16 protein-coding genes and 1 tRNA gene are annotated in these 22799 nt (G+C 68.1%); 11 read left to right on the top strand and 6 right to left on the bottom strand.

Annotated features, from left to right (window positions below):
- Nucleotides 1–10 precede the first annotated feature (10 nt).
- The 5 genes from nuoL to TFU_RS13350 all read left to right on the top strand — a co-directional run bounded on the left by nuoL (nucleotide 11) and on the right by TFU_RS13350 (nucleotide 7276).
- The gene (nuoL, locus tag TFU_RS13370) at nucleotides 11–1957 is read left to right on the top strand and encodes an NADH-quinone oxidoreductase subunit L (RefSeq protein ID WP_011293107.1); all 1947 of its coding nucleotides are present in this window, start codon (nucleotides 11–13) and stop codon (nucleotides 1955–1957) included.
- Between the two features lie 50 nt (nucleotides 1958–2007).
- A complete protein-coding gene (locus tag TFU_RS13365) occupies nucleotides 2008–3573 on the top strand; it encodes an NADH-quinone oxidoreductase subunit M (protein WP_011293106.1) in 1566 nt (521 codons plus the stop codon).
- A complete protein-coding gene (gene nuoN / locus TFU_RS13360; RefSeq protein ID WP_011293105.1) occupies nucleotides 3570–5219 on the top strand; it encodes an NADH-quinone oxidoreductase subunit NuoN in 1650 nt (549 codons plus the stop codon). Before TFU_RS13365 ends, nuoN begins: the two co-directional genes overlap by 4 nt.
- Nucleotides 5220–5356: 137 nt before the next feature.
- The gene (locus tag TFU_RS13355) at nucleotides 5357–6361 is read left to right on the top strand and encodes a polyprenyl synthetase family protein (RefSeq protein ID WP_011293104.1); all 1005 of its coding nucleotides are present in this window, start codon (nucleotides 5357–5359) and stop codon (nucleotides 6359–6361) included.
- A 168-nt stretch (nucleotides 6362–6529) separates the two neighbouring features.
- Nucleotides 6530–7276, top strand: a complete 747-nt coding sequence (locus tag TFU_RS13350; protein WP_011293103.1) for a YsnF/AvaK domain-containing protein — start codon at nucleotides 6530–6532, stop codon at nucleotides 7274–7276.
- A gap of 69 nt (nucleotides 7277–7345) precedes the next feature.
- Here the strand turns inward: TFU_RS13350 and rarD are convergent, their stop codons facing one another.
- Nucleotides 7346–8284 carry an EamA family transporter RarD gene (rarD, locus tag TFU_RS13345; RefSeq protein WP_011293102.1) on the bottom strand — a complete coding sequence of 313 codons (939 nt, stop codon included), beginning with the start codon at nucleotides 8282–8284 and terminating at the stop codon, nucleotides 7346–7348.
- 74 nt (nucleotides 8285–8358) lie between these two features.
- Between rarD and msrA the strand changes: the two genes are divergently transcribed.
- Nucleotides 8359–9027 (top strand): peptide-methionine (S)-S-oxide reductase MsrA, encoded by a 669-nt coding sequence (gene msrA / locus TFU_RS13340; RefSeq protein WP_011293101.1) that lies wholly within the window; start codon nucleotides 8359–8361, stop codon nucleotides 9025–9027.
- 308 nt (nucleotides 9028–9335) lie between these two features.
- On the opposite strand, the gene TFU_RS13335 is transcribed toward msrA, so the two are convergent.
- The 4 genes from TFU_RS13335 to TFU_RS13320 all read right to left on the bottom strand — a co-directional run bounded on the left by TFU_RS13335 (nucleotide 9336) and on the right by TFU_RS13320 (nucleotide 13693).
- A complete protein-coding gene (locus tag TFU_RS13335; protein ID WP_011293100.1) occupies nucleotides 9336–9839 on the bottom strand; it encodes a hypothetical protein in 504 nt (167 codons plus the stop codon).
- A 160-nt stretch (nucleotides 9840–9999) separates the two neighbouring features.
- Nucleotides 10000–10665 carry an SDR family oxidoreductase gene (locus tag TFU_RS13330; RefSeq protein ID WP_016189253.1) on the bottom strand — a complete coding sequence of 222 codons (666 nt, stop codon included), beginning with the start codon at nucleotides 10663–10665 and terminating at the stop codon, nucleotides 10000–10002.
- A 126-nt stretch (nucleotides 10666–10791) separates the two neighbouring features.
- Entirely contained in the window at nucleotides 10792–11850 is a 1059-nt protein-coding gene (locus tag TFU_RS13325; protein WP_011293098.1) for a 2-oxoacid:ferredoxin oxidoreductase subunit beta, read from the bottom strand.
- Nucleotides 11840–13693 carry a 2-oxoacid:acceptor oxidoreductase subunit alpha gene (locus TFU_RS13320; protein WP_011293097.1) on the bottom strand — a complete coding sequence of 618 codons (1854 nt, stop codon included), beginning with the start codon at nucleotides 13691–13693 and terminating at the stop codon, nucleotides 11840–11842. Before TFU_RS13320 ends, TFU_RS13325 begins: the two co-directional genes overlap by 11 nt.
- Before the next feature lie 547 nt (nucleotides 13694–14240).
- Here TFU_RS13320 and TFU_RS13315 point away from each other — a divergent pair.
- Nucleotides 14241–15104 (top strand): M48 family metalloprotease, encoded by an 864-nt coding sequence (locus TFU_RS13315; protein ID WP_016189251.1) that lies wholly within the window; start codon nucleotides 14241–14243, stop codon nucleotides 15102–15104.
- 81 nt (nucleotides 15105–15185) lie between these two features.
- Here TFU_RS13315 and TFU_RS13310 read toward each other — a convergent pair whose 3' ends face one another.
- The gene (locus TFU_RS13310; RefSeq protein ID WP_011293095.1) at nucleotides 15186–15683 is read right to left on the bottom strand and encodes a YajQ family cyclic di-GMP-binding protein; all 498 of its coding nucleotides are present in this window, start codon (nucleotides 15681–15683) and stop codon (nucleotides 15186–15188) included.
- A gap of 233 nt (nucleotides 15684–15916) precedes the next feature.
- Here TFU_RS13310 and TFU_RS13305 point away from each other — a divergent pair.
- The 4 genes from TFU_RS13305 (at nucleotide 15917) to TFU_RS13290 (ending at nucleotide 22699) form a co-directional block, all read left to right on the top strand.
- Nucleotides 15917–15999: transfer RNA gene (locus TFU_RS13305), tRNA-Tyr, on the top strand.
- 214 nt (nucleotides 16000–16213) lie between these two features.
- Nucleotides 16214–16933: a DUF2397 family protein gene (locus TFU_RS13300; protein ID WP_081430432.1), complete on the top strand. Its 720-nt coding sequence runs from the start codon at nucleotides 16214–16216 to the stop codon at nucleotides 16931–16933.
- Nucleotides 16934–16998: 65 nt separating this feature from the next.
- Nucleotides 16999–18207, top strand: a complete 1209-nt coding sequence (locus tag TFU_RS13295; protein ID WP_011293093.1) for a TIGR02678 family protein — start codon at nucleotides 16999–17001, stop codon at nucleotides 18205–18207.
- Between the two features lie 145 nt (nucleotides 18208–18352).
- A complete protein-coding gene (locus tag TFU_RS13290; RefSeq protein WP_011293092.1) occupies nucleotides 18353–22699 on the top strand; it encodes a TIGR02680 family protein in 4347 nt (1448 codons plus the stop codon).
- Nucleotides 22700–22799 lie beyond the last annotated feature (100 nt).

Below are 22799 nucleotides of genomic sequence, written 5' to 3'. Positions count from 1 at the left end.
CACGACGACGATGACGTCCACGCTGGCCGCCGGCGGGTACGCGGCCACGACCGCGGCCGACGGCGGGGTACTCTCCTACGCCTGGCTCATGATCGCCCTGCCTCTGCTGGGCGCGGCCGTCCTGCTGCTGGGCGGCAAGCGCACCAACGCCTGGGGGCACTGGCTTGCCATCGCGGCAGCGCTCTCCAGCTTCGTCTGGGCGGTCCTGAGCCTCGGACAGCTTTTGGGACGCGCTCCGGAAGAGCGCAGTGTCACAGTCCACGTCTACCAGTGGATCAAGGTCGGCACCTTCGACATCGACCTGAGCCTGCTCATCGACCCGCTGTCGATGACGTTCGCACTGCTCATCACCGGTGTGGGATCGCTCATCCACATCTACTCGGTGGGCTACATGGCGCACGACGAGAACCGGAGGCGCTTCTTCGCCTACCTCAACCTGTTCGTCGCGGCCATGCTGGTGCTGGTCCTCGCCGACAACTACGCGGTGCTGTTCCTCGGCTGGGAAGGTGTCGGCCTCGCTTCCTACCTGCTGATCGGGTTCTGGCAGCACAAGCCGGCAGCAGCAGTCGCCGCCAAGAAGGCGTTCCTCATCAACCGGGTCGGCGACATCGGCCTCCTCGTCTCGATCATGCTGCTGTTCACCACCTTCGGCACGGTCACCTTCCACCCCGTGTTCGAGTCGGTGGACGGCGCCGGCCGCGGGCTCATGACCGCGGTGGGACTGCTGTTGCTGCTGGGCGCCTGCGGTAAGTCGGCGCAGCTTCCGCTCCAGGCGTGGCTGCTCGACGCGATGGAGGGCCCCACCCCGGTGTCGGCGCTCATCCACGCCGCCACCATGGTCACCGCCGGTGTCTACCTCATCGTGCGGTCCGGACCGATCTTCGAAGCCGCGCCCACTGCGCAACTGGTGGTCACGATCGTCGGTGCGGCCACCCTGCTCGCCGGTGCGATCATCGGGTGTGCCAAGGACGACATCAAGAAGGCGCTGGCCGGTTCCACCATGAGCCAGATCGGCTACATGACCCTGGCCGCCGGCCTGGGACCGATCGGCTACGCCGCCGCCATCGCCCACCTGGTCACGCACGGCTTCTTCAAGGCCGGGCTGTTCCTCGGCGCCGGGTCGGTCATGCACGCCATGAACGACGAAGTCGACATGCGCCGCTACGGCGGCCTGCGCACCGTCATGCCGGTCACCTTCGCCACCTTCGGCGTCGGCTACCTCGCCATCATCGGCGTGCCGTTCCTGTCCGGCTGGTGGACGAAGGAAGGCATCATCCAGGCGGCGTTCGACTCCGGCGGCCTCACCGGCCAGATCCTGGGCTGGGTCACCGTGCTCGGCGCCGGGCTCACCGCCTTCTACATGTCGCGGATCATGTTCCTCACCTTCTTCGGTACGAAGCGCTGGGCTAAGGACGCGAATCCGCACGAGTCCCCGGCTGTCATGACGGTCCCGATGATCATCCTGGCCATCGGCTCGGCGGCACTCGGCGCGGTGCTGGTGGTCAACTACACCCTCGCGAACTTCCTCGCGCCCGTGGTGGGTGCCCCCGCGCACGAGTTCGACCTGGTCCACATGAGCACCAGCCCGTACTCGCTGGCCGCGCTGGTGCTCATGATCGTGGGTGTGGCGTACGCATGGGTGCGCTACGCCAACGACAAGGTCCCGGTCACGGCACCCAAGGGCAACTTCATCACGGTCGCCGCCCGGGAGGAGCTGTACGGCAACGCCATCAACGAAGGCCTGTTCATGCGGCCCGGCCAGCAGCTCACCAGGGCCACCGTCGCCTTCGACGACCACGGTGTCGACGGTGTCGTCACCGGGATCGCCCGTTCGGTCCGCGCAGCCTCGGAGAACCTGCGGCTCACCCAGACCGGGTTCGCCCGCAGCTACGCGCTGACCATGCTCTTCGGCGCGGCCGTCGTCGTGGTCACCACGTTGGGGGTGAACCTTGCGTAGACACCCCGACTCCCGCCGCACACCAGACCAGCAGGTGAGGATCTGAACCAATGACCATCCCCTGGCTGACACTCGCGATCGCGCTTCCCGCGCTGGGATCGCTGATCGTGGCACTCATTCCACGCGAGCGGGTGGAACTCGCCAAACGGGTCACCCTGGCCTGCACGCTGGTCGTGCTCGCCATTGTCGGCGCGATGGCGCTGAACTTCGACCCGAGCGGTGACCGCCTGCAGTTCACCGAGGTCCACCCGTGGATCGCGCGCTTCGGCGTGCACTACGCGGTGGGCGTCGACGGCATCGCGCTCACCCTGATCGTCCTGTCCGCGCTGCTGGTGCCGCTCGTGGTGCTCGCAGCCTGGAAGGAGCAGGAGGAAGCCGCAGACCGCGGCAAGGGCTACTTCGCCCTCATCCTGCTGCTCGAAGCGATGATGATCGGGGTCTTCGCCGCGATCGACGTCTTCCTCTTCTACGTGCTGTTCGAGGCCATGCTGATCCCGGTCTACTTCATGATCGGACGGTACGGCCGGGGCGAGGACCGCCGCTACGCCGCGATGAAGTTCCTGCTCTACAGCCTGGCGGGCGGGCTCCTCATGCTGGTCTCGGTGATCGGCGTGTACGCCTACAGCGCGCAGGCCGGCAACGGCACCTTCCTGTGGAGCGAACTGGCCGGACCGGAGGGGCTGCTCGCCGGTGTTGACACTGGCGCAGCCCGCTGGCTGTTCCTCGGGTTCTTCGTGGCGTTCGCCATCAAGGCCCCGATGTGGCCGGTGCACACGTGGCTGCCCACCGCGGCCGGCAGCGCCCGCCCGGGCACCGCGGTGCTGCTCGTGGGCGTGCTCGACAAGGTCGGCACCTACGGCATGCTGCGGTACTGCCTGGAACTGTTCCCCGGCGCCGCCAAGTGGTTCGTCTGGCCGGTGGTCGTCCTCAGCCTGGTCAGCATCATCTACGGCGCGATCGTGGCGATCGGGCAGAGCGACATGCTCCGCCTCATCGCCTACACCTCGGTGTCCCACTTCGGCTTCATCACGCTGGGCATCTTCGCGATGACCTCGCAGGGCCAGTCGGGTGCCGCGCTGTACATGGTCAACCACGGCTTCTCCACCGGCGCGCTGTTCCTCCTCGCGGGCTTCCTCATCGCCCGCAACAACGGTTCCGCGCAGATCGCCGACTACGGCGGCCTGCAGAAGGCGGCCCCGGTGCTCGCCGGAACCTTCCTCGTGGTCGGCCTGTCCAGCCTGGCGCTCCCAGGACTCTCCCCGTTCGTCAGCGAGTTCCTGGTGTTCGTCGGTACCTTCACGGTCCTTCCGGTGCCTGCGATCATCGCCACCATCGGCGTGGTCCTGGCCGCCCTCTACATCCTGTGGCTGTACCAGCGCACGATGACCGGACCGCTCCGGGAGAAGCTGGCAGGGGTGAAGGACCTTTCCGGTCGCGAACTGTGGGCCGTGGCCCCACTCGTCGCCGTCATCATCCTCTTCGGGGTCTTCCCGCAGCCGCTGCTGAACGTGATCAACCCCGCGGTGGAGCACACCATGCAGCAGGTCGATGTCAGCGACCCCGCTCCGGCGGTGGGTGTTGACCAGGCCAGCGGCCAGGAAGGAGCAGACGAATGATTCCGCTGAGCCTGTCGGAGACCACACTTCCGACAGTCACCACCCAGGCGCCCGACCTCGACTACTGGCTGCTGTCGCCACTGCTCGTGGTCTTCGCGGCCGGCGTAATCGGCGTCATCGTCGAAGCGTTCGTGCCGGCACAGCGCCGCTACAGCATCCAGACGGCGCTCGCCATGGTCGCGGTCGGTGTCGCCTTCGTGCTCACCCTCGTTCAAGTGGGTGCGCTGCCCGCCGACAGCGCGGGCCTCACCCTGGCCTTCGCCACCGTGGTGGTGGACCGGCCTTCCCTGTTCTTCCAAGGCGTCATCCTGGCGCTGGCACTGGCCAGCCTGCTGCTGATCGCCGAGCGGCGGGACGGGGAGAGCGCGTTCACCGGGCAGGCCGCCGCGGTACCGGGCAGTGAGGAAGAGCGGGCGCACGTGCTCGCCGGCAGCCAGCACACCGAGGTCTACCCGCTGGTGATGTTCGCGGTGCTGGGCATGCAGTTGTTCACGGCCGCGAACGACTTCCTCACCATGTTCATCGCCTTGGAGGTGATGAGCCTCCCGCTGTACCTGCTGTGCGGGCTGGCTCGGCGTCGCCGCCTGTTCTCCCAGGAAGCCGCGCTCAAGTACTTCCTGCTGGGCGCGTTCTCCTCGGCGTTCTTCCTGTTCGGCATCGCCATGGTGTACGGCTACGCGGGCGCGGTGGAGTTCGCCGCCGTCCGCGCGGCGGGAAGCTCCGGCGGGCTGATCGACGGCGGCGAGCCACTGCTGCTCATCGGTATCGCGATGATCGGCGTCGGCATGCTGTTCAAGGTGGGAACGGTGCCCTTCCACAACTGGAAGCCCGACGTCTACCAGGGCGCTCCCACCCCGATCACCGCGCTCATGGCCTCCGGCACCCTGGTCGCCGCGTTCGGCGCCATGCTCCGGGTGTTCTACGTCGCCTTCGGCACCACGGTGGCGCAGTGGCGGCCCATGCTGTGGGTCGTGGCAATTCTCACCATGGTGGTTGCCGCGGTCATCGCGGTGACCCAGCGTGACATCAAGCGGCTTCTGGCCTACTCCTCGGTGGTGCACGCGGGCTTCATCCTCACCGCGGTCGTGGCGGCCAACGCCGACGGCCTGACCGGGGCCATGTTCTACTTGGCCGCGTACGGTTTCACCACCGTGGGCGCCTTCGCCATCGTCACCTTGGTGCGCAACCCCGACAACGGGGCCGAGGCTGGCGACCTGACCCAGTGGGCTGGGCTGGGACGCACCTCGCCGTTCCTGGCCGCCTCCCTGGGCCTGTTCCTGCTCGCCTTCGCCGGTATCCCCTTGACCAGCGGCTTCATCGGCAAGTTCGCGGTGTTCGAGGCGGCGGTGGCGGCTGGAGCGACCCCGCTGGTGGTTGTGGGTGTGCTCAGCAGCGCGGTGACCGCGTTCTTCTACGTGCGCATCATCGTGCTGATGTTCTTCGCGGAACCCGCGGAGAACGCCCCCCGCGTCCTGAAGCCGGGGATCCTCACCGGCACTACCGTGGGGCTCGGGGTTGCGGCCACCCTGCTCCTGGGTATCCTGCCCGGACCGGTGCTGGAGCATGTGATCCCGCAGCCGGCCGCGGAGACGAGCGAGGCAGTTGCCGCGGAGCACACCGCTGCAGATAGTCTCTTTGCTCGGTGAGCAGGAAAGCCTGACACCGGCTTTGGCCATGGAGGCGGTGTCGGATAACTTCTGAATCGGTTTGTGTTCGTTTCGGGAGCGCGCGGTACTTCGCTTTCGTGAAGTATCGCGCGCCCTGCTGACAGGTGGAGCTTCAGGTGAGCGGTGCTGTCCCGAGCGGGTTTTTGACGCTGCCGAGTATTGACGAAACGCTCGCCCGGGAGATCCAGGCAGAGCTGGAGCAGGTCGAGAAGGTGCTCCGCGACGCGGTGGCCGAGAGCGACCCGCTGCTCAGGGAAGCAGCCTCGCATCTGCTGGAAGCCGGGGGTAAGCGCTTCCGCGCCATCCTGGTCCTGCTGTCTGCCCGCTTCGGCGACGCAACCAACCCCGACCTCGTCTCGGCCGCGGCCGTGGTTGAGCTGACCCACGTGGCCACCTTGTACCACGACGACGTCATGGACGAGGCCGAGCTGCGGCGGGGGAGTCCCAGCGCCAACCGGCGCTGGGGGAACACGATCGCGATCCTCACCGGCGACTACGTGTTCGCGCGCGCCTCCGAGATCCTCGCTGATCTGGGCACCGAGGCGGTCCGGCTGCAGGCGCAGACCTTCGGCCGTCTGGTGCGCGGCCAGATCCTGGAGACCGCGGGGCCCCGCCCCGGCGTCGACCCGATGAAGCACTATCTCGACGTGATCGCGGACAAGACCGCGTCGCTGATCGCTTCGTCGGCCCGGTTCGGTGCGATGGTCGGCAACGCCGACCCCGAGGTGGTGGAGACACTCACCCGGGCTGGGGACGCGCTGGGGATGGCCTTCCAACTGTCGGACGACATCCTGGACGTGGCGAGCGAGACCGAGGAGTCCGGGAAGACGCCCGGCACCGACCTGCGGGAGGGTGTGCTGACCCTGCCGATGCTGTACGCGCTGCAGGGCACCGAGCCCGAGCATGCGCGTCTGCGGTCTCTGCTGGGCCGTCCGTTGAACGACGAGGAGGCCGCGGAGGCCTTGGCTTTGCTGCGCGCCCACCCGGCGATGGACGAGGCGCGGGCGGACTTGGCAGCCTGGGGGGAGCGGGCCCAAGCGGAGCTGGCCACCCTGCCGGAATGCCCGGCCAAGACCGCTTTCCTGGCCATCTGCGACTATGTGGTCAACCGGAAGGGCTGATCCGGAGCCGTCCAGTCGGTCACTTTATGCCCTTTTCTAGGTATATGTCGGGCAATATCGCGGATCACTCCGGGGGAGCCGGGTAGCCGATCCCTAACCGCTGTCCTGCCGGTGCGGCAGCGCGGTGAACGGTCGCCTACGGCGCCGGCAACAAGGGAGTTGATTCGCATGGCACCCCGGCTTGGAATCCAGGAACTGATCGGACACAAGCTGATCGACCAGGACGGCCACAGTGTCGGCAAGATCGGACAAGTCTACCGCGACGACCAGACCCAAGAACCGACGTGGGTGACGGTCCATACCGGGATGTTCGGCCACCAGGAAAGCTTCGTTCCGCTGGTTGGAGCCGAGGTTACCGAACAGGACTTGCGTGTCCCCTTCTCCAAGAAGATGATCAAGGACTCGCCCCGGTTCGAGACCGGCGGCCACCTCTCTCCGGAGCAGGAAGCCCAGCTCTACGAGCACTACGGGGTGCGGCCTAAGGTCCCGGGCCCGCGCGGCGACGTCGAGGGGGTTGCCGAGCAGGAGCGCGCCCAGCAGAAAGAGGAGACGTCCATGACGGTCTCCGAGGAGCGCGCCCGGATCGGTGTGGAACGGACCGAGAGCGGTCACGCCCGCGTCCACAAGACCGTGGAGCGCGAAGAGTTCGAACAGGACGTCCCGGTGCGCCGGGAGGAGCTCCGCATCGAGCGGGAACCCGTGACCGGTGAAGAGCAGGCCGCCGCGACGGACCGGATCGGCGAGCAGGATCAGGAGATCACCCTGCACGAAGAGCGTGCGGTGGTCGGTAAAGAAGAAGTCCCCGTGGAGAGGGTGCGCATCTCCAAGGAAGAAGTCACCGACACGGAACGGGTGAAGGGCGAACTCCGCAAGGAGCACCTCGAAGTCGAAGAGGAGGAAGAGGAAGGACCGTGAGCGTCCCCCTGTGAAAGGGGACGCCGCGGACGGGCGGCTGCCGCCTCAAAGGCAGCCGCCTTTCCCGTCTCAACTAGCCGCAGTTTCCTCGGCTTCCTCAGCGACAGGGGCTGACGGGGCAGGGCGGGGGGTGTGGCGTGCGTGGCGGAGCATGTCGACGACGAACACCACGAGCGCGGTCCACACCACGGCGAACCCGATCCACCGGCCAAGTGACAGGTCCTCCCCGAAGACCAGCCAGGCGATGAGGAAGTGCATCACCGGAACCATGAACTGCAGCAGCCCGACCAGGGTCAGCGGGATGCGGTGCGCTGCCGCGCCGAACAGCATGAGCGGCGCCGCGGTCACCACTCCGGCGCCCACCAGCAGCAACGCGTGGAGGGGGGAGACCGAGGTGAAGGTGCCGGTACCGGTCACTTCCAGGTAGACCGCGCCGCCCAGCGCAGGCAGGAACAGGACCGCGGTCTCCGCGCTGAGGCTCTCCACCCCGTCCAAGCCCACGAACTTCTTCAGCGCGCCGTAGACGGCGAAGGAGAACGCCATGGCCAGCGCCAACCAAGGCAGGGAGCCGTAGTCGACGGTCAGCACGGCTACGGCGAGGACGCCGAGCAGCAGTGCGGCCCACTGGCCTGGGCGCAGCCGCTCTTTGAACACCAGCAGCCCTAGCGCCACGCTCACCAGCGGGTTGATGAAGTAGGCGAGTGCCGATTGCAGGGTGTGCCCGGTCGTCACGGCGGTGATGAAAGCGCCCCAGTTCAGGGAGATGAGTGCGGCCGAGGCGAGGAGCAGCAGCAGGCGCCGCGGGCTCCGCAGCACGCCGCGGATCCACTGCCAGTTCCGCTGCACCAGCAGCACCACGAGCGTGACAACCAATGACCAGATCATCCTATGTAAGAGGACCTCAAAGGCCGTGGCAGGCGGGGTCAGCAGCGGCCAGTAGAGCGGCAGAAAGCCCCACATGAAGTACGAACTGGCGCCATAGAGCACACCCTTGCGGAAATCAGACATAGGGGTCAGATTACGAGAAAGATTCGCCGCGTTGTATCCGAACGACCGCCATCCAGCGCAGATAGCCTGAAACTATGTTCGGTTTTGTGAAGACAGACATGGTCGACCCGGCCAAGGCGTTGCCCGGCCGCGACACGCCGATGCCGGTCCCGGAACGCCACGAAGTGCTGGGCACCCCGCTTGCTCCGCCCTACCCGGAACACGCGCAGCTCGCCGATTTCGGCATGGGCTGCTTCTGGGGGGTGGAACGCATCTTCTGGCGGCTGGGAGCCGAGAACGGCATCATCACCACGGCCGCCGGGTATGCGGGCGGCTACACCCCGAACCCCACCTACGAAGAGGTCTGCACCGGCCGCACCGGGCACGCCGAAGTAGTGCGGGTCGTGTTCGACCCCGAACGCATCTCCTACACCGACCTGCTCAAGGTGTTCTGGGAGAACCACGACCCCACCCAGGGCATGCGCCAAGGCAACGACGTGGGCACCCAGTACCGGTCGATCATCCTCTACCACAACGAGGAGCAGCGGGCCGCCGCGGAAGCCAGCCGGGACGCCTTCCAGCCGGTGCTGACCCGAATGGGATACGGGCCTATCACCACCGAGATCGTTCCAGCCACCCCGTTCTACTTTGCCGAGCCCTACCACCAGCAGTACCTGTCAGAGGCGAAGAACCCCCACGGCTACTGCGGGGTGAGCGGGACCGGCGCTACCTGCCCGGTCGGTGTGGCCCGCACCAGCGGGTGAGGCCCGCAGGGTCGAGCGCCTCACGCAGCACACCCGGCACACCAGGGACCTCACCCGGACACGGTGCAGCGGCGCAGGCGAGGCACGCTTCGAAGATGCCAGCGCCCACAGGGGGAAGGACGCATCAGGGAACGCCGATGTGACACGGCGGGCATGGGCGGGCTGTCGCCGCGCTCGCAACGCCGCGAAACCCGCGGCGCAGGGGGCGGGAAGCGCCTGATACCTGGCCTGGACGACAGGCGGGGCCCGTGGCAGGCCTGTCCGCCGCGGCGGGACAGGGCCGGGTCAGACCCTGTCCCCTCCGCAGCTCACCACTGCTGCTGGCCGTATCCGGGGTACTGCTGGCCATACGGGTAGGGCTGCTGGCCGTAGCCCTGCTGCCCGTAGCCCGGGTACGGCTGCTGGCCGTAGCCCTGCTGCCCGTGCGGGTACGGGTAATTGGCGTACGGGTCCTGCTGGTAAGGCTGCTGCTGCCCGGTGTGCGGCTGCTGCTGGCCCGTGTGCGGTTGCGAGGCCTGCTCCGCGGCAGCCTGCTCCTGCTCGGCTTGCGGCTTAGCTTCCTCAGCGGGACGGAAGATGCACAACTGGGCGGGGTCCCCGTTGCTGTCCTGGCTGTAGGAGATCTGGTCCAACCGCCATCCGGCTTCCTCGATCCCCTCAAGGATGCGGGTCAACCCGGGGCGGACGCTGCTGGAAGGCTCGTCGTAGGCGTTGACGCGCAGTTGCACGACGAACATGCGCCGCTTCTGCTGCGCCGCCACCTTGGCGTGCTCGACGACAGTGCTGTCCCTCACAACCTGTGTGACGCCCATCTCTACCGTCCCCATCTGCCCTTGACGGGCGGTGCTCCACGTCCGTCACCCTCCCCGCTCTGAGTGCGGAGAACGCGGACTACCTCACCATGATGCCTTTTCTGCCTTTTGAGAGCCACCAGAGAGCCCGAGAGTTCGCAGCAATTACCGCACCCGCTTGCTACCGGCTCACCGCAGCGACCGCTTCGCTGATCGGCGTTTCCCCGCCAACCACTTCCAGCACTTTGCCGATGGTGCCGGGCGCGTCCAAGAGCGCCACGAGGACCGCAGCCACGTCGTCCCGCGAGATCGTGCTCCGCCCCACTCCGCTAGGAGCCAGCCGGACCTTCCCCGTGCCCGGGTCGTCCGTCAACCGCCCCGGACGCAGAATCGTCCAGTCCAACTGCTCGCTTCGCCCGCGCAGATCGTCGTCGGCGGCTTTCTTCGCCCGCAGGTAGGCTGCCCACACCGGGTCCGCATCCGGAGCAGGCCCCTCGTCCACGCCCATCGCGGAGATCATGAGGAAACGACGGGCCCCCACCAGAGACGCCGCGTCAGCCGTCAGAATCGCGGCAGCCCGGTCCACCGTGTCCTTGCGCGCGGCCCCGCTGCCCGGGCCAGCCCCGGCAGCGAACACGACCGCGTCCGCACCCATCATCTTCTCCGCCACCTGGGTGACGGTGGTCGCCTCCAAGTCGATGACGACCGGTTCCGCGCCGGCCGCCCGCACATCGTCGGCATGGTCAGGGTTACGGATAAGGCCCACCGGGGTGTCGCCGCGCTGGGCCAGCAGCCGTGCCAACCGCAGGGCGATCTTGCCGTGTCCTCCAGCGATGACAATACGCATGACCGAAAGGCTAGTACGCGGCATGGCGCACTCGACGGCATCCCCGGCACAGCAGGCGGGCACGGCCCTCTAAACGCCTGTGGGCGCGCACCGCACGGATGCGCGCCCACACACGGGAAACCGCGACTACTTGATGGTCCAGGTGTCGCTTCCCGCGAGGAGCTCCATCAGGTCACCCTCACCCTGCGTGGCCCGGGCCTGCTCGATCTGCTCGGCCATGGCCTCCTCGTAGGTGGGGGCCTCCACGTCACGGAACACGCCGATCGGCACGTGTTCGAACGCGGGTTCGTCCAGTTGGGCCAGAGCGAACGCGTAGGAGGGGTCAGCCCGGTGGGCGTCGTGCACCACGAGCTGGTCCTCGCTCACGTCAGCAAGGTCGACCACGGTCAACCGGCCGTACTCCCCGAAGACCACGCCCCGGTCCTCGCCGATCTTCAACGGCTGGCCGTGCTCCAGGCGCAGCACCCGGTTGTCTCGCTCGCCAGGCTCCTTCACGAGGGCGAACGCGTCGTCGTTGAAGATCGGGCAGTTCTGGTAGATCTCCACGAAGGAGGTCCCCTGGTGGTCCGCGGCGGCGCGCAGCACCTCGGTCAGGTGCTTGCGGTCCGAGTCCACGGTGCGCGCCACGAACGTCGCCCCGGCACCCAGCGCCAACGCCACCGGGTTGAACGGGTTGTCCAGCGACCCCATCGGCGACGACTTGGTGATCTTGCCCGCCTCAGAGGTGGGCGAGTACTGGCCCTTCGTCAACCCGTAGATCCGGTTGTTGAACATCAGGATGTTGAGGTTGACGTTGCGGCGCATCGCGTGGATGAGGTGGTTGCCGCCGATCGACAGGGCGTCGCCGTCACCGGTGACCACCCACACGCTCAGATCCGATCGGGAAGCCGCCAGCCCGGTAGCGATGGCCGGGGCGCGCCCGTGGATCGAGTGCATCCCGTAGGTGGACAGGTAGTAGGGGAACCGGGACGAGCAGCCGATACCGGAGATGACCACGATGTTCTCCCGCGGCACTCCCAGCTCGGGCAGGAAGCCCTGGAAGGCCGAGAGGATGGCGTAGTCACCGCACCCGGGGCACCAGCGCACCTCCTGGTCGGACTTGAAGTCCTTCATCTTGTAGGTGGTGTCGCTGCGCGGCACCAGCTTGAGACCGCGGAACACGGCTCCGTTCTTCTCACTCGGCACGGTCGATGACCTCCTGGAACACGCCCGCCAGTTCGTCGGACTTGAACGGCAGACCACGCACCTTGGTGTAGCTGATGACGTCGACCAGGAACCGGCCGCGCAGCAGCAGAGCCAACTGGCCCATGTTGATTTCAGGCACCACCACCCGCTCGTAGCGCTTCAGCACCTCGCCCAGGTTGGCGGGGAAGGGGTTGAGGTGGCGCAGGTGGGCGTGGGCGATTTTGGCCCCGGTCCGGCGGACCTGGCGCACCGCAGTCGCGATCGACCCATAGGTGCCGCCCCAGCCGAGCGCGAGCACGGTGGCGTCACCCGTGGGGTCGTCCACCTCGAGCGGTTCGATGTCGCGCGCAATCCCGTCGATCTTGGCCTGGCGGGTGCGCACCATCAGGTCGTGGTTGGCCGGAGCGTACGAGATCTCACCGGTGCGGTCGCTCTTCTCGATACCGCCGACCCGGTGCTCCAAGCCCGGCGTGCCCGGCACAGCCCAGGGACGGGCCAAGGTTTCCGGGTCGCGCAGGTACGGCAGGAACTCGCCGTTCTCGCCGTTGGGCTCCCGGGCGAACGCCACCTCCAGCTTCGGCAGCTCCGAAAGCTCGGGGATCCGCCACGGCTCCGAACCGTTGGCCAGGTAGCCGTCGGACAGCACGATGACCGGCGTGCGGTACTTGGTGGCGATCCGCACTGCCTCGATCGCGATCGCGAAGCAGTCGGAGGGCGAACGCGGCGCCAGCACGGGCAGCGGCGACTCGCCGTTACGCCCGAACATCGCCATGAGCAGGTCGGCCTGCTCCGTCTTGGTCGGCAGGCCCGTGGACGGGCCGCCCCGCTGCACGTCGATGATCACCAGCGGCAGTTCAGTCATCACCGCGAGGCCGATCGTCTCGGCCTTCAGCGCCATACCGGGACCCGACGTGGTGGTGACCCCCAGAGCGCCGCCGAAGGACGCACCCAGTGCGGCACCCACACCCGCGATCTCGTCCTCGGCCTGGAATGTGCGCACACCGAACCGCTTGTGCTTAGACAGTTCGTGCAGGATGTCCGAGGCCGGAGTGATCGGGTAGGAGCCGAGGAACAGCGGCAGACCGCTCAGCTTCGACGCGGCGATCAACCCGTAGGACAGCGCCAGGTTCCCGGTGATGTTACGGTAGCGGCCGGCGGGCAGGGCTGCCGGTTTGACCTCATAGGAGACCGCGAAGTCCTCAGTGGTCTCGCCGAAGTTCCACCCCGCTTTGAACGCCGCGATGTTGGCGTTCATGATCTCGGGCTTCTTCGCGAACTTCGTCTGCAGGAACTTCAGGGTGCCCTCGGTCGGACGGTTGTACATCCACGACAGCAGCCCCAGAGCGAACATGTTCTTGGCTCGCTCGGCGTCCTTCTTAGAAATGTCGAAGGACTCCAGCGCCTTGACCGTCAGCGAGGTCAACGGCACCGGGCTGACTTTGTAGTCGGCCAGGGACCCGTCTTCCAGGGGGTTGGTGGTGTAGCCGACCTTGGCCAGCGCGCGTTTGGTGAATTCGTCGGTATTGACGATGATGGTGGCGCCCTTGGGCAGGTCTTCCAGGTTCGCCTTCAGCGCCGCCGGGTTCATCGCGACCAGCACGTCGGGTGCATCACCCGGGGTCATGATGTCATGGTCGGCGAAGTGGAGCTGGAAGCTGGACACACCGGGCAGGGTCCCAGCCGGGGCGCGGATCTCCGCCGGGAAGTTCGGCAGGGTAGATAGGTCGTTGCCGAACGACGCGGTTTCCTGAGTGAACCGGTCGCCGGTCAGTTGCATACCGTCACCGGAGTCTCCGGCGAAACGGATGATGACACGGTCGAGTTGTTGGATCTCTTTGGGCACTGAGATCGCCGACCTCCTAAGGAAGTCGCCACGCTGCACGCGGCGGCTTGGGGTTGCCTCAGTCTCACCGTGGCGAGGAGTGGCTGGGTTCGTCACGGCTCAGTCGCTGTCCCGGGGTGAAGGGTCACCCCAAGTGCGGTCGGCGACGCTGCCGTGGCCGCACTTGCCTTCTAGGCTTCGGAGGAGAAGCCTACGCGTACCGGGAACAGAGACATGTCACAAGGATGGGGGTTGGGGGTGGCGGGCCAGGTCGATGGCGCCGTCTTCGGCTGTGGCCCCGGTGTCAGGGGCGACACAGACCGCCGTTGATCCTGAGCAGGTCCACATGCCGTCGCCGGACGAGGGTGCACCCGCTGCTGGGACGACGAGTAGTGAAGATCACAGAAAAACTATAGATGATCATAGTTTGCGCGTTGGGGGTGGGGTGGGCAGAAAGACGCCCCTTCCTCCCCTGGTCCGGGGAACGTCGCAGCAAGGTCTGGACGTTGGTCACGGTGTACTGACCGAGCAGGTGGGCAGGGCCATCCGAGCATGGAGGGGAGTGGGCGTGCGGCACAACGCGCTCCGCGCAACAGCGCTCGTGGTCGGTCTCTCCATACTGCTGATCATCCTGGGGTGGGTGTGCGGAGGGATCACCGGAATCAAGCTGGGGATCGTCATCGTCGCCCTCGTCAACGGCCTCATCTACCTCTTCGGCGACACGATGGCGCTGCGGGCGATGCATGCCCGCCCCGTCAGCGAAATCGAACAGCCCGAGCTGTACCGGATCGTCCGTGAGCTCGCCACCGAGGCACGCCAGCCCATGCCTCGGCTGTACCTGTCGCCCACGAAAGCCCCCAACGCGTTCACCACCGGGTGGAACCGCCGCCGCGCCGCACTGTGCTGCACCACCGGGCTCCTGTCCCTCCTCAACGAGCGCGAACTCCGCGGGGTCATCGCGCACGAACTCACCCACCTGCGCAAAGGCGACACCATCGTGGGTACGGTCGCCGCAATGCTCGCGTTGAGCATCACGTCCCTCACCGCGCTGTCCCTGCTGCTGCCTTTGGCCGACTCTGACGACGAGGACGGGCACGACCTGCTCCAAGGACTGCTCTTCCTCGTGGTCGGCCCGATCGCCGCCGCGGTCATCCGCGCCGCAGTCGGCCGCGCCCAAGAATACGCGGCGGACGAGGCGGCTGCCCGCCTCACCGGGGACCCTATCGGCTTGGCCAACGCCCTGCACCGGATCGAAGTCGTCTCCCGCGTCCACCCGCTCCCCGTGCACCGGGGGCTGCTCACCTCGGCACACTTGATGGTCGCCCACCCCTTCGCCGGCCAGCGGGAAGGGCGGATCTTCGCGGTGCACCCGCCGACCCGGGAGCGCATCCGCCGGCTCCATGCCCTCGCTCAGCGGTGGAACTGTGAATAACTCGGGGTGCCCGAGCCGGTGCACTACACCGCGGCCCCGACACCCCTGCGTCTGCCTATCCGGCTCGGTCCGCACCGGGGCCTAGCGGAAGTTCACGAACTGCAGCGCCACATCCAGGTCGCTGTTTTTCAGCATGGCGATGACCGCCTGCAAGTCGTCCTTCTTCTTCGAGCTGACCCGCAGCTCATCACCCTGGATCTGGGCCTTGACCCCCTTGGGGAACTCCTCTCGGATCATCTTGGCGATCTTCTTGGCGTTCTCCGGGCTGATGCCTTCCTTCAGCGTGATCGGCAGGCGGTACTCCTTGCCGGACACCTTCGGCGTCTCGGGCACGTCCAGGATCTTCAGCGACACACCGCGCTTGACCAGCTTGCTCTTGAAGACGTCGAGCGCCGCCTTCGCCCGTTCCTCCGAGTTGGACTTGATCTCTACCGCGTGCTCACCGGCCCACGAGATGGTCGACCCTGTCCCTTTGAAGTCGAAACGCTGGGACAGTTCCCGGCTGGCCTGGTTGACTGCGTTGTCCACCTCCTGCCGATCGATTTTGGAGACGATGTCGAAGCTGGATTCGGCAGCCACGTCTGCTCGCAACCCCCACATTTCCTGGGCCAGAGACTCTCGGTCCGGCCGGTAGACGGCGATCAGGGCGGGCCGGGCAGTGGTGTCACGGCCCAGCCGCAGCAGTGACAGAGCTTAGCCCGGAGCCTCTCCGAATATCCCAGAGCGCGAGGGAAGCGGGATTCGATTTCGTCTCTGGGCCACTGTCCGCTATCCTCATTCATGCGTGAGGTCACAGAGGCCACCACGCCCAAGGCAGGTTGCCCGAGCGGCCAAAGGGAGCAGACTGTAAATCTGCCGGCGTTAGCCTACGTAGGTTCGAACCCTACACCTGCCACAGGTCGCAGAAGCGGTCTTCACCAGGGACAACCCTGGAAGAAGGCCGCTTTTGCCGTCTTCGGGCACGGTTCAGCGCTCTCCGGCCGGTGCATCCCGGCACCTCTGGCAGACACCTGAGCCCGGTGGAATTCCCGACCGTATCGCGGGGAGCGAGCCAGATCTCAGCGGATTCGGGAGGCAACCGCCCCGGGAAATCTCTAGTCTGCTGTGATGTGGGTGACTCAGTGATCCGGGAGCCAGCAGACCGACGCGCGAAACCGCCGTACGGGCGCGCCGCCGTGCTCAGATTGGCTTCCTGGTTTGACCAGGCCGACGCGGCCACGGCCCACCGCCTCTTCACCGCCGCGTTCTCCCTCTACCCCGCGCGGCACCTCAGCGGCAGCACCGAGGAGACCATCGCAGTGGCCGCCAGTTGGTGGGATGTTCCCCCCGCGGACACGTCAGCGGTCCGCCCCGCCCGAGGCGGGGCTCTTGCCCCGGCAGAAGACCACAGCGCCCAACAGGTGCGCCTCCGCGACACCGCAGAAGCCGCGGCCCACTGGCGGCGCTCCGCTGCTGAGGAAGTGCGGTCCCGTCTCGCCGAACTGACGCCCCGCACCGGCCGTATCACCCTGTCCCAGGCGGCGCTCGGAGTGCTCGTGGAGCTCCTCACCCGTGCCCTCGGCTCCGGCGACGCCACGGCCGCCCCAGTCAGTGCCGGCGACCTCGAACTCGACATCCGGCTCCATGTGCGCCACGATGCCGATGCCGTCCTCGTGCTCAGTGAGGACGGCGGCGACCTCACCCTCACCGGGCTGCGGCTGTGCGCCACCCCTTACGCCCGCACCGAACCCGAGCACGGCAGCGACGCCGTAGCGGACACCGACACGGAGCCCCACACCCCCGTCCCGGCAATGAGTGGGTCGGACGACGCCGACAACCTCGCGGTGTAAGCAGCCGCCACCCGCTCCTGTCTTCGCAAGCACTCCCACCCCGACCAGGAAGGTGACGCCAGAACGTGGCCGCGAAGGAGGACATCGCGCTCACCATTGAGCGTCAGGCTGCGGCCCGCCGACTACTGGCGGACCCCCTCATCACCGTGCACAGCCATCCCGAGGATTTCGCGCTCGTCCAAGCCCACTCCGACTGGCTCGTCCGCCAGTTCCGGCGCGTGCTCGGCTACGAGCTGCTCATCGCCGACGACCACGCCAGGCTGGTGAAGACCGGGCTGGTCCACACGGTGACCACCCCACTGCTCCGCGACAGCGGCGCGCCGTTCACCCCGCGCGCCTACACCTATATGGCGTTGACTCTCGCGGCCCTGCCCGATGCAGGTCCGCGCACCACCGTCGCCGAGCTGGCTGCGGGGGTGCGGGCCGCTGCCGAGGAGGCCGGGCTCGCCCTCGACCCCGAAGCGAGGCTGGGGGAGCGCCGCGCTTTCGTCGCCGGGCTCACCAGACTCGTCGGATGGGGGGTGCTCACCGAGACCGGGGGACGGCTCGCCGACTACGCCAGGGACGGCACCTGCGAAGTCGCCCTGGCCGTCAACCACGGGATCGCCGCGCACCTGCTCGCCCACATCCCGCACACGGCCACCCCGGAGGAGTTCGTCAACCTGGTCCAACGCGACTCGGTCTCCTCCGACGAGAAAGCCGCCGAACTCACCCTGCGCCGCCTGCTTGCGGAAACCCCGGTCGTCTACCGGGAAGAGCTCAGCACGGTCCACCGGGTCCAGCTCGCCCGCCACCAGTGGCGGGCCGCAGCGGAACTCGCGGATCTCCTCGGCTGCGACCTGGAGATCCGCGCCGAAGGCGTGGCCCTGATCATGCCTGCAGAGGCCATGGATGACCCCCGGGAAGCCGTCCATCCCACGACCTTCCCCGGAAAAGGACTGGTGAGCTACTCCGCCCTGGTCCTGCTGTCCCGCCTCGTCACCATGCTCGCCCCGCCGCCGTTCAGCCACGGGATTCCGATCCCCGCGGAGCTGCTCGACACGGAACTCGCCGCGGTCGTTGACAACGTCCACCAGTGGTCACACACTGCCCACAGTCACGTCCCCGACCCTGACGATCTCGCCGAACGCATCCTGACCCTGCTCCACGACAGTCGACTGCTCGACCGTGTCACCACCGACGACGCGCCTCAACGCCTGACCGAAGGGTGGCGACTGCTCGCCGCCGCCGCACGCTACCGCGACGCCGCTTTCGCCCGGAGCGATGCCGAATGAGCGACCACGGTGCGACAACCACCCGCACGACAAAAGAGACATTCCCGATCATCTCTTGCATCCGGGACAATGACCCCATCCCCGGAGCCCTGCCTATCCGGCACGGTGGGCCCCAAGACGAGCGGTACGGAGTGGAGGACGGCCGATGAGACAGGACACCACCCTCCCCAAGCGCTACCGGCTCGAACGTGCCGGGATCCACAACGTCTGGCAGTACGACAACCACATCTTCGAATTCGGGGACGGGCGCCTGCTCCTGCGCGGACGTAACGGGGCAGGGAAATCCAAAGCCCTGGAAATGCTGCTGCCCTTCCTCCTTGACGGAGACGCCCGCCGTCTCGACACCACCGGCACCAGCCGGACCAGCCTGCGCTGGCTCATGCTGGAAGGGCGCACCGCCACCGAGACCGGGGAGACCACCGCCACCCAGACCGACACCACCACGCTGGGCTACCTGTGGGTCGAATTCGCCCGCCGCGGCGACGACGGCCAACCGCAGCGGCGCACCCTCGGCGCCGCAGTCCTCGCCGTACCCGACCAGCCTGACGCCCGCCCGATCTTCTTCGTCACCGACCGCCGCGTCGGCGACGATCTCACCCTCATCGAGGGCGGCCGCCCGCTGCCCATCGAACGCCTCCGCGCCGCGGTCGGCCCCGACAACTGCTACGACACCGCCCTCGGCTACCGCACCAGGGTCATGCGCGACCTGTTCGGCCTCGACGACCCCATGCGGTACCGCAACCTCATCCACCTGCTCTACCGGCTCCGCCGCCCCACCGTCGGCGAACGCCTCGAAGCCGGCGAACTCGTCTCCGTACTGTCCGAAGCCCTCCCCCCGATGGACGACGCCGTCCTCGACGAGGTCGCCCGCAACATCGCCGACCTGGAAAGCGCCCGCGCCCGCCTCACCGCGCTGCGCACCGCCCACGAGCACGCCACCGCCTTCCTCACCGACTACCGCGGCTACCTGCACGGCGTCCTACGCCAGCAGGCCGCGGCGGTACGCGAGCAGATCACCGCATTCGAGGAACGCGACGCGGAACTCGCCCGGCTCGAAGCCGAACTCGACACCCTCGTCTCCGCGGAGAGCAAGGCACAAGAGGAACGCGACCGCCTGCGCCGCACCCGGGACACCGCACACTCGGACGCGGCGACCCTCACCGCAAGCGCCGCGCACCCGCGGCAGGCCTTGAGCCGGGGAGAACGCGAAGCCCGCTACGCCGCGGTAGCCGCCTACATCCGCGCCGCCGAAGCCGCCTGGGTCGCCAGCGAACACGCCCGTTCCGCGGAATCCCAGGCCCACCACCGCATCGACCGCGACTGCGCCGCCATCGAACGCGGCATCGGGGGACTGCGCCGCCTTCACTTCGGTCTCCGCGACGCCGCGCGCGCCTCCGGCATCGACCCTGCCCGCCTCGGCGAAGTCCCCCAGCCGGTCCGGGTCACCCTCGCCCCCCGGGAAAGCGTCACCCAGGTCAACCTTGAAGGGCTCGAGCAGGCCGTGGAACGCCCCCCGGTGCAGGGACTCGAGATAGACGCGCTGCGGCGACGGCTCGCCGACCTCCACGACCGGCTCACCCACACCGACGCTGCCGCCGCCGAGCGCGAAACCCTCGTCGACGACCTCTACCAGCGCGCCCTGGAACTGGAAGCGGCCGAACGCCGGGAAGCCGACCTCACCAGCGAAGCGGAATGGGCGGACAGCCACGTCGAACAAGCCCGGGAACGGGAACGCTCCGCCATCGACCAGGTCCGCGAAGCCAGCGACGACTACGCTGCCGCCGTCCGTGAATGGTGCAACGCCCTGCGCGCCGCTGCCCCGGACGACGTCGACATCGAAGGGGCGTTGGACGCTTTGGAACAGCGCGTCGAGCCTCCGCTCGACGAAGACTTGCGCGTCCTGTCCGCGGATCTGCCGGAAACCGTGCTCCACGAGGCCCACGCGGTCGTTGAACCGCTCCTCGCCCAGGTGCGCCACACCCGGGACGCAGCCCTCAGCGAGGAGCACGACCTCGCCGCGGAACTCGCGGAACTCGCGGAGCGCCGCGCAGACGAGACCGCCCCCGTCACCGCGCCTCGTCCGGCCTGGGCCACCGCCCCACGGGACGCTGACGCCGGCGTTCCCCTCTACCGCGCGGTCGACTTCGCCGACCATCTCTCCCCTGAGGAGCGGGCCGGGCTCGAAGCCGCTCTGGAAGCCTCCGGCCTGCTTGTCGGACTTATCACCCCCGAAGGGACAGTCGTCGACCACGACACTAGGGACCTGCTGCTCAGCCCCACCGCGGCGCTCAGCGGCCGTACCCTGGCCGACGCTCTGGTTCCGGTCGAGGACGAGTCCGTGAAAGTCGACCGTGCCGCGGTCACCGCACTGCTCTCCTCCATCCGCCTGCTCGGCGACGAAGAATCCCCCGCGCCATCCGGAGACGGATCGTCCTGGTTCCAGCCCGCTGACGCGTCTTCCGGAGCAGAGAACTACGTCTCCCTCGACGGGCGCTGGCGGCTCGGCGTCGCCTGGGGACGCCACCACAAGGCCACCGCCGAATACATCGGGGAGGAGGCCCGCGCCCAGGCGCTCGAACGCCACCGGGCCAAAGCTGAACGGCGCATCGAAATGGCGGAGGCGCTGCTCGCCGAAGCCCAGGAGCGCCGCGCCGAGATCGACAACCGCTACGAGAGCCTGGTGCGGATCAACCGGTCCGTCCCCTCCGGCGCCGACCTTGCCGCGGCCTGGGCCGTGCTGGACGAGGCCCGCACCTGGCTCGCCGCGACCGTCCGCGCCCACGCCGCGGCCCGCGCAGCCGCTGACGCAGCCCGCAGCGCCGCCCTCGAACAGCGGGCGTCGCTGGCCGAGCTCGCCCTGAAACACCAGCTCCCCGCCCACTACGAGGAGCTCGCCCGGATCCGCGGGGCCCTGGGGGCGCTGCGCGTGCAGATCTCCGCGGCCCACCGGGACTTGGAGATCCTCGCCGGACGACTCGAGGACTACCGGCGCCACGTCGCCGACTGGAAACGGGCCCGGGAAGCCCGCATCGTCGCCGAGGACGCGGCCAGCGCCGCCATCAACGACATGATCACCGTTCGGCGCGAGACCGAGCTCACCGACCGGGCCAGCGCCGCCGACCCGGCGCAGATCGAGAACGCGATCGAACAGGTGCGCTCCCGCGCCCACACCGCGGACGAGGCCCTGCCCGCAGTCGAACGGGACGCCCAACGCATCCGGGACGAGCGGGTCGCGGTCGAGACCCGCCACAGCGCTGCCACGGTGGAACGCGCCGAACAGGCCCACCGTGCCTTGGCCGCCGGAGCGCGGCTCCGAGCCATGCTCGCCACCCCCACCGGGGAAGTCGACCAGGGACTGCTGGCCGCGGCAGGACTCCGTGAACTCGCTGAACCTGAGGGAGCGCTGGCCGCCTACGATGCAGCGGAATCCGACCCGGAGCGCAGCGACGACCTCACCAAGCGCATCCGCGTCCTCGACACGCTGATCAGCGCGATCGAGTCCGGACTCGACCAGAGCGACACGGATGTCGACGACAGCGGCATCTTGCGCGGCCACGAGGAGCTGCACCGCGGCCTCGCCGCAATTCCCGCCGTGGCGGCCCGCACCGAACTCACCGAACCCGCAGGGGTGAAACGGGTCACCGTCCACGACGATCACGGCACCCACGACATCGTCGACTACGCCGAGCGGCTGCGCACGCGGATCACCGAAGCGGAAGAGACCGTGGCGGCCCGCGAAGAGGAAGCCTACGAACGGCACCTCCTCGGGGAGCTTGCGGGACACCTGTCCCGCCAGATCAGCGAGGCGCGAGAGCTCATCGACGCGATGAACAGCGTCCTGGGGGAGGTCACCACCTCCCAAGGTCTCGGGGTGCGTCTGGAGTGGACGCTCGCTCCTGATGCGGACGAGGACATCCACGCGGTGGTGCCGCTTTTGGAACGCCCGGCCGAGGAGCGCACCCGCGTGGAGACCACCCGGCTCCGCGACGCCCTGCGCCGCTGCATCGAGGCGATCCGCCGCCTCGACCCCACAGCGACCGGAAGCGCACAGTTGCGCGCCGCGCTGGACTACCGGTCCTGGTTCGCCTTCACCGTCTACGTCACCGACGCCGCCCACCCGGAACGGGAGCGGCGCCTCACCCACCGCACCGCGCTCAGCCAGGGCGAACAGCGGGTGATCGCCTACCTGGTGCTGTTCGCTGCGGCAGCAGCCCAGTTCAGCGCGCTCGCCGTCCACGCCCCGCAGACCCCCCGGCTGATCCTGCTCGACGACGCGTTCGCCAAGGTCGACGAACCCACCCACGGCCGTCTGCTGGGCATGCTCGTCGAACTCGACCTCGACTTCATGCTCACCTCGGAGCGCGTCTGGGGCTGCTTCCCGAACGTCCCCAAGCTCAACATCTACGAATGCCTGCGCGACCCGGCGGAACCCGGGATCGCCACCTTGCACTTCACCTGGGACGGCAAACGGCGCCGCCTCAATGGAGTGTGATAAAGATCGCTTCTTGCCTGCCGTGGTGGGGCGAGGGCGAAAGATCGTGGAGTCGGGGTCGCGGGCGTTTCCCGCCCACTGTCCCGGCTCCCGGGCACGG

The organism is Thermobifida fusca YX (assembly GCF_000012405.1).
GTDB classification, from domain to species: Bacteria; Actinomycetota; Actinomycetes; order Streptosporangiales; family Streptosporangiaceae; genus Thermobifida; species Thermobifida fusca.
This window is presented reverse-complemented; position numbering and strand designations above follow the sequence as displayed.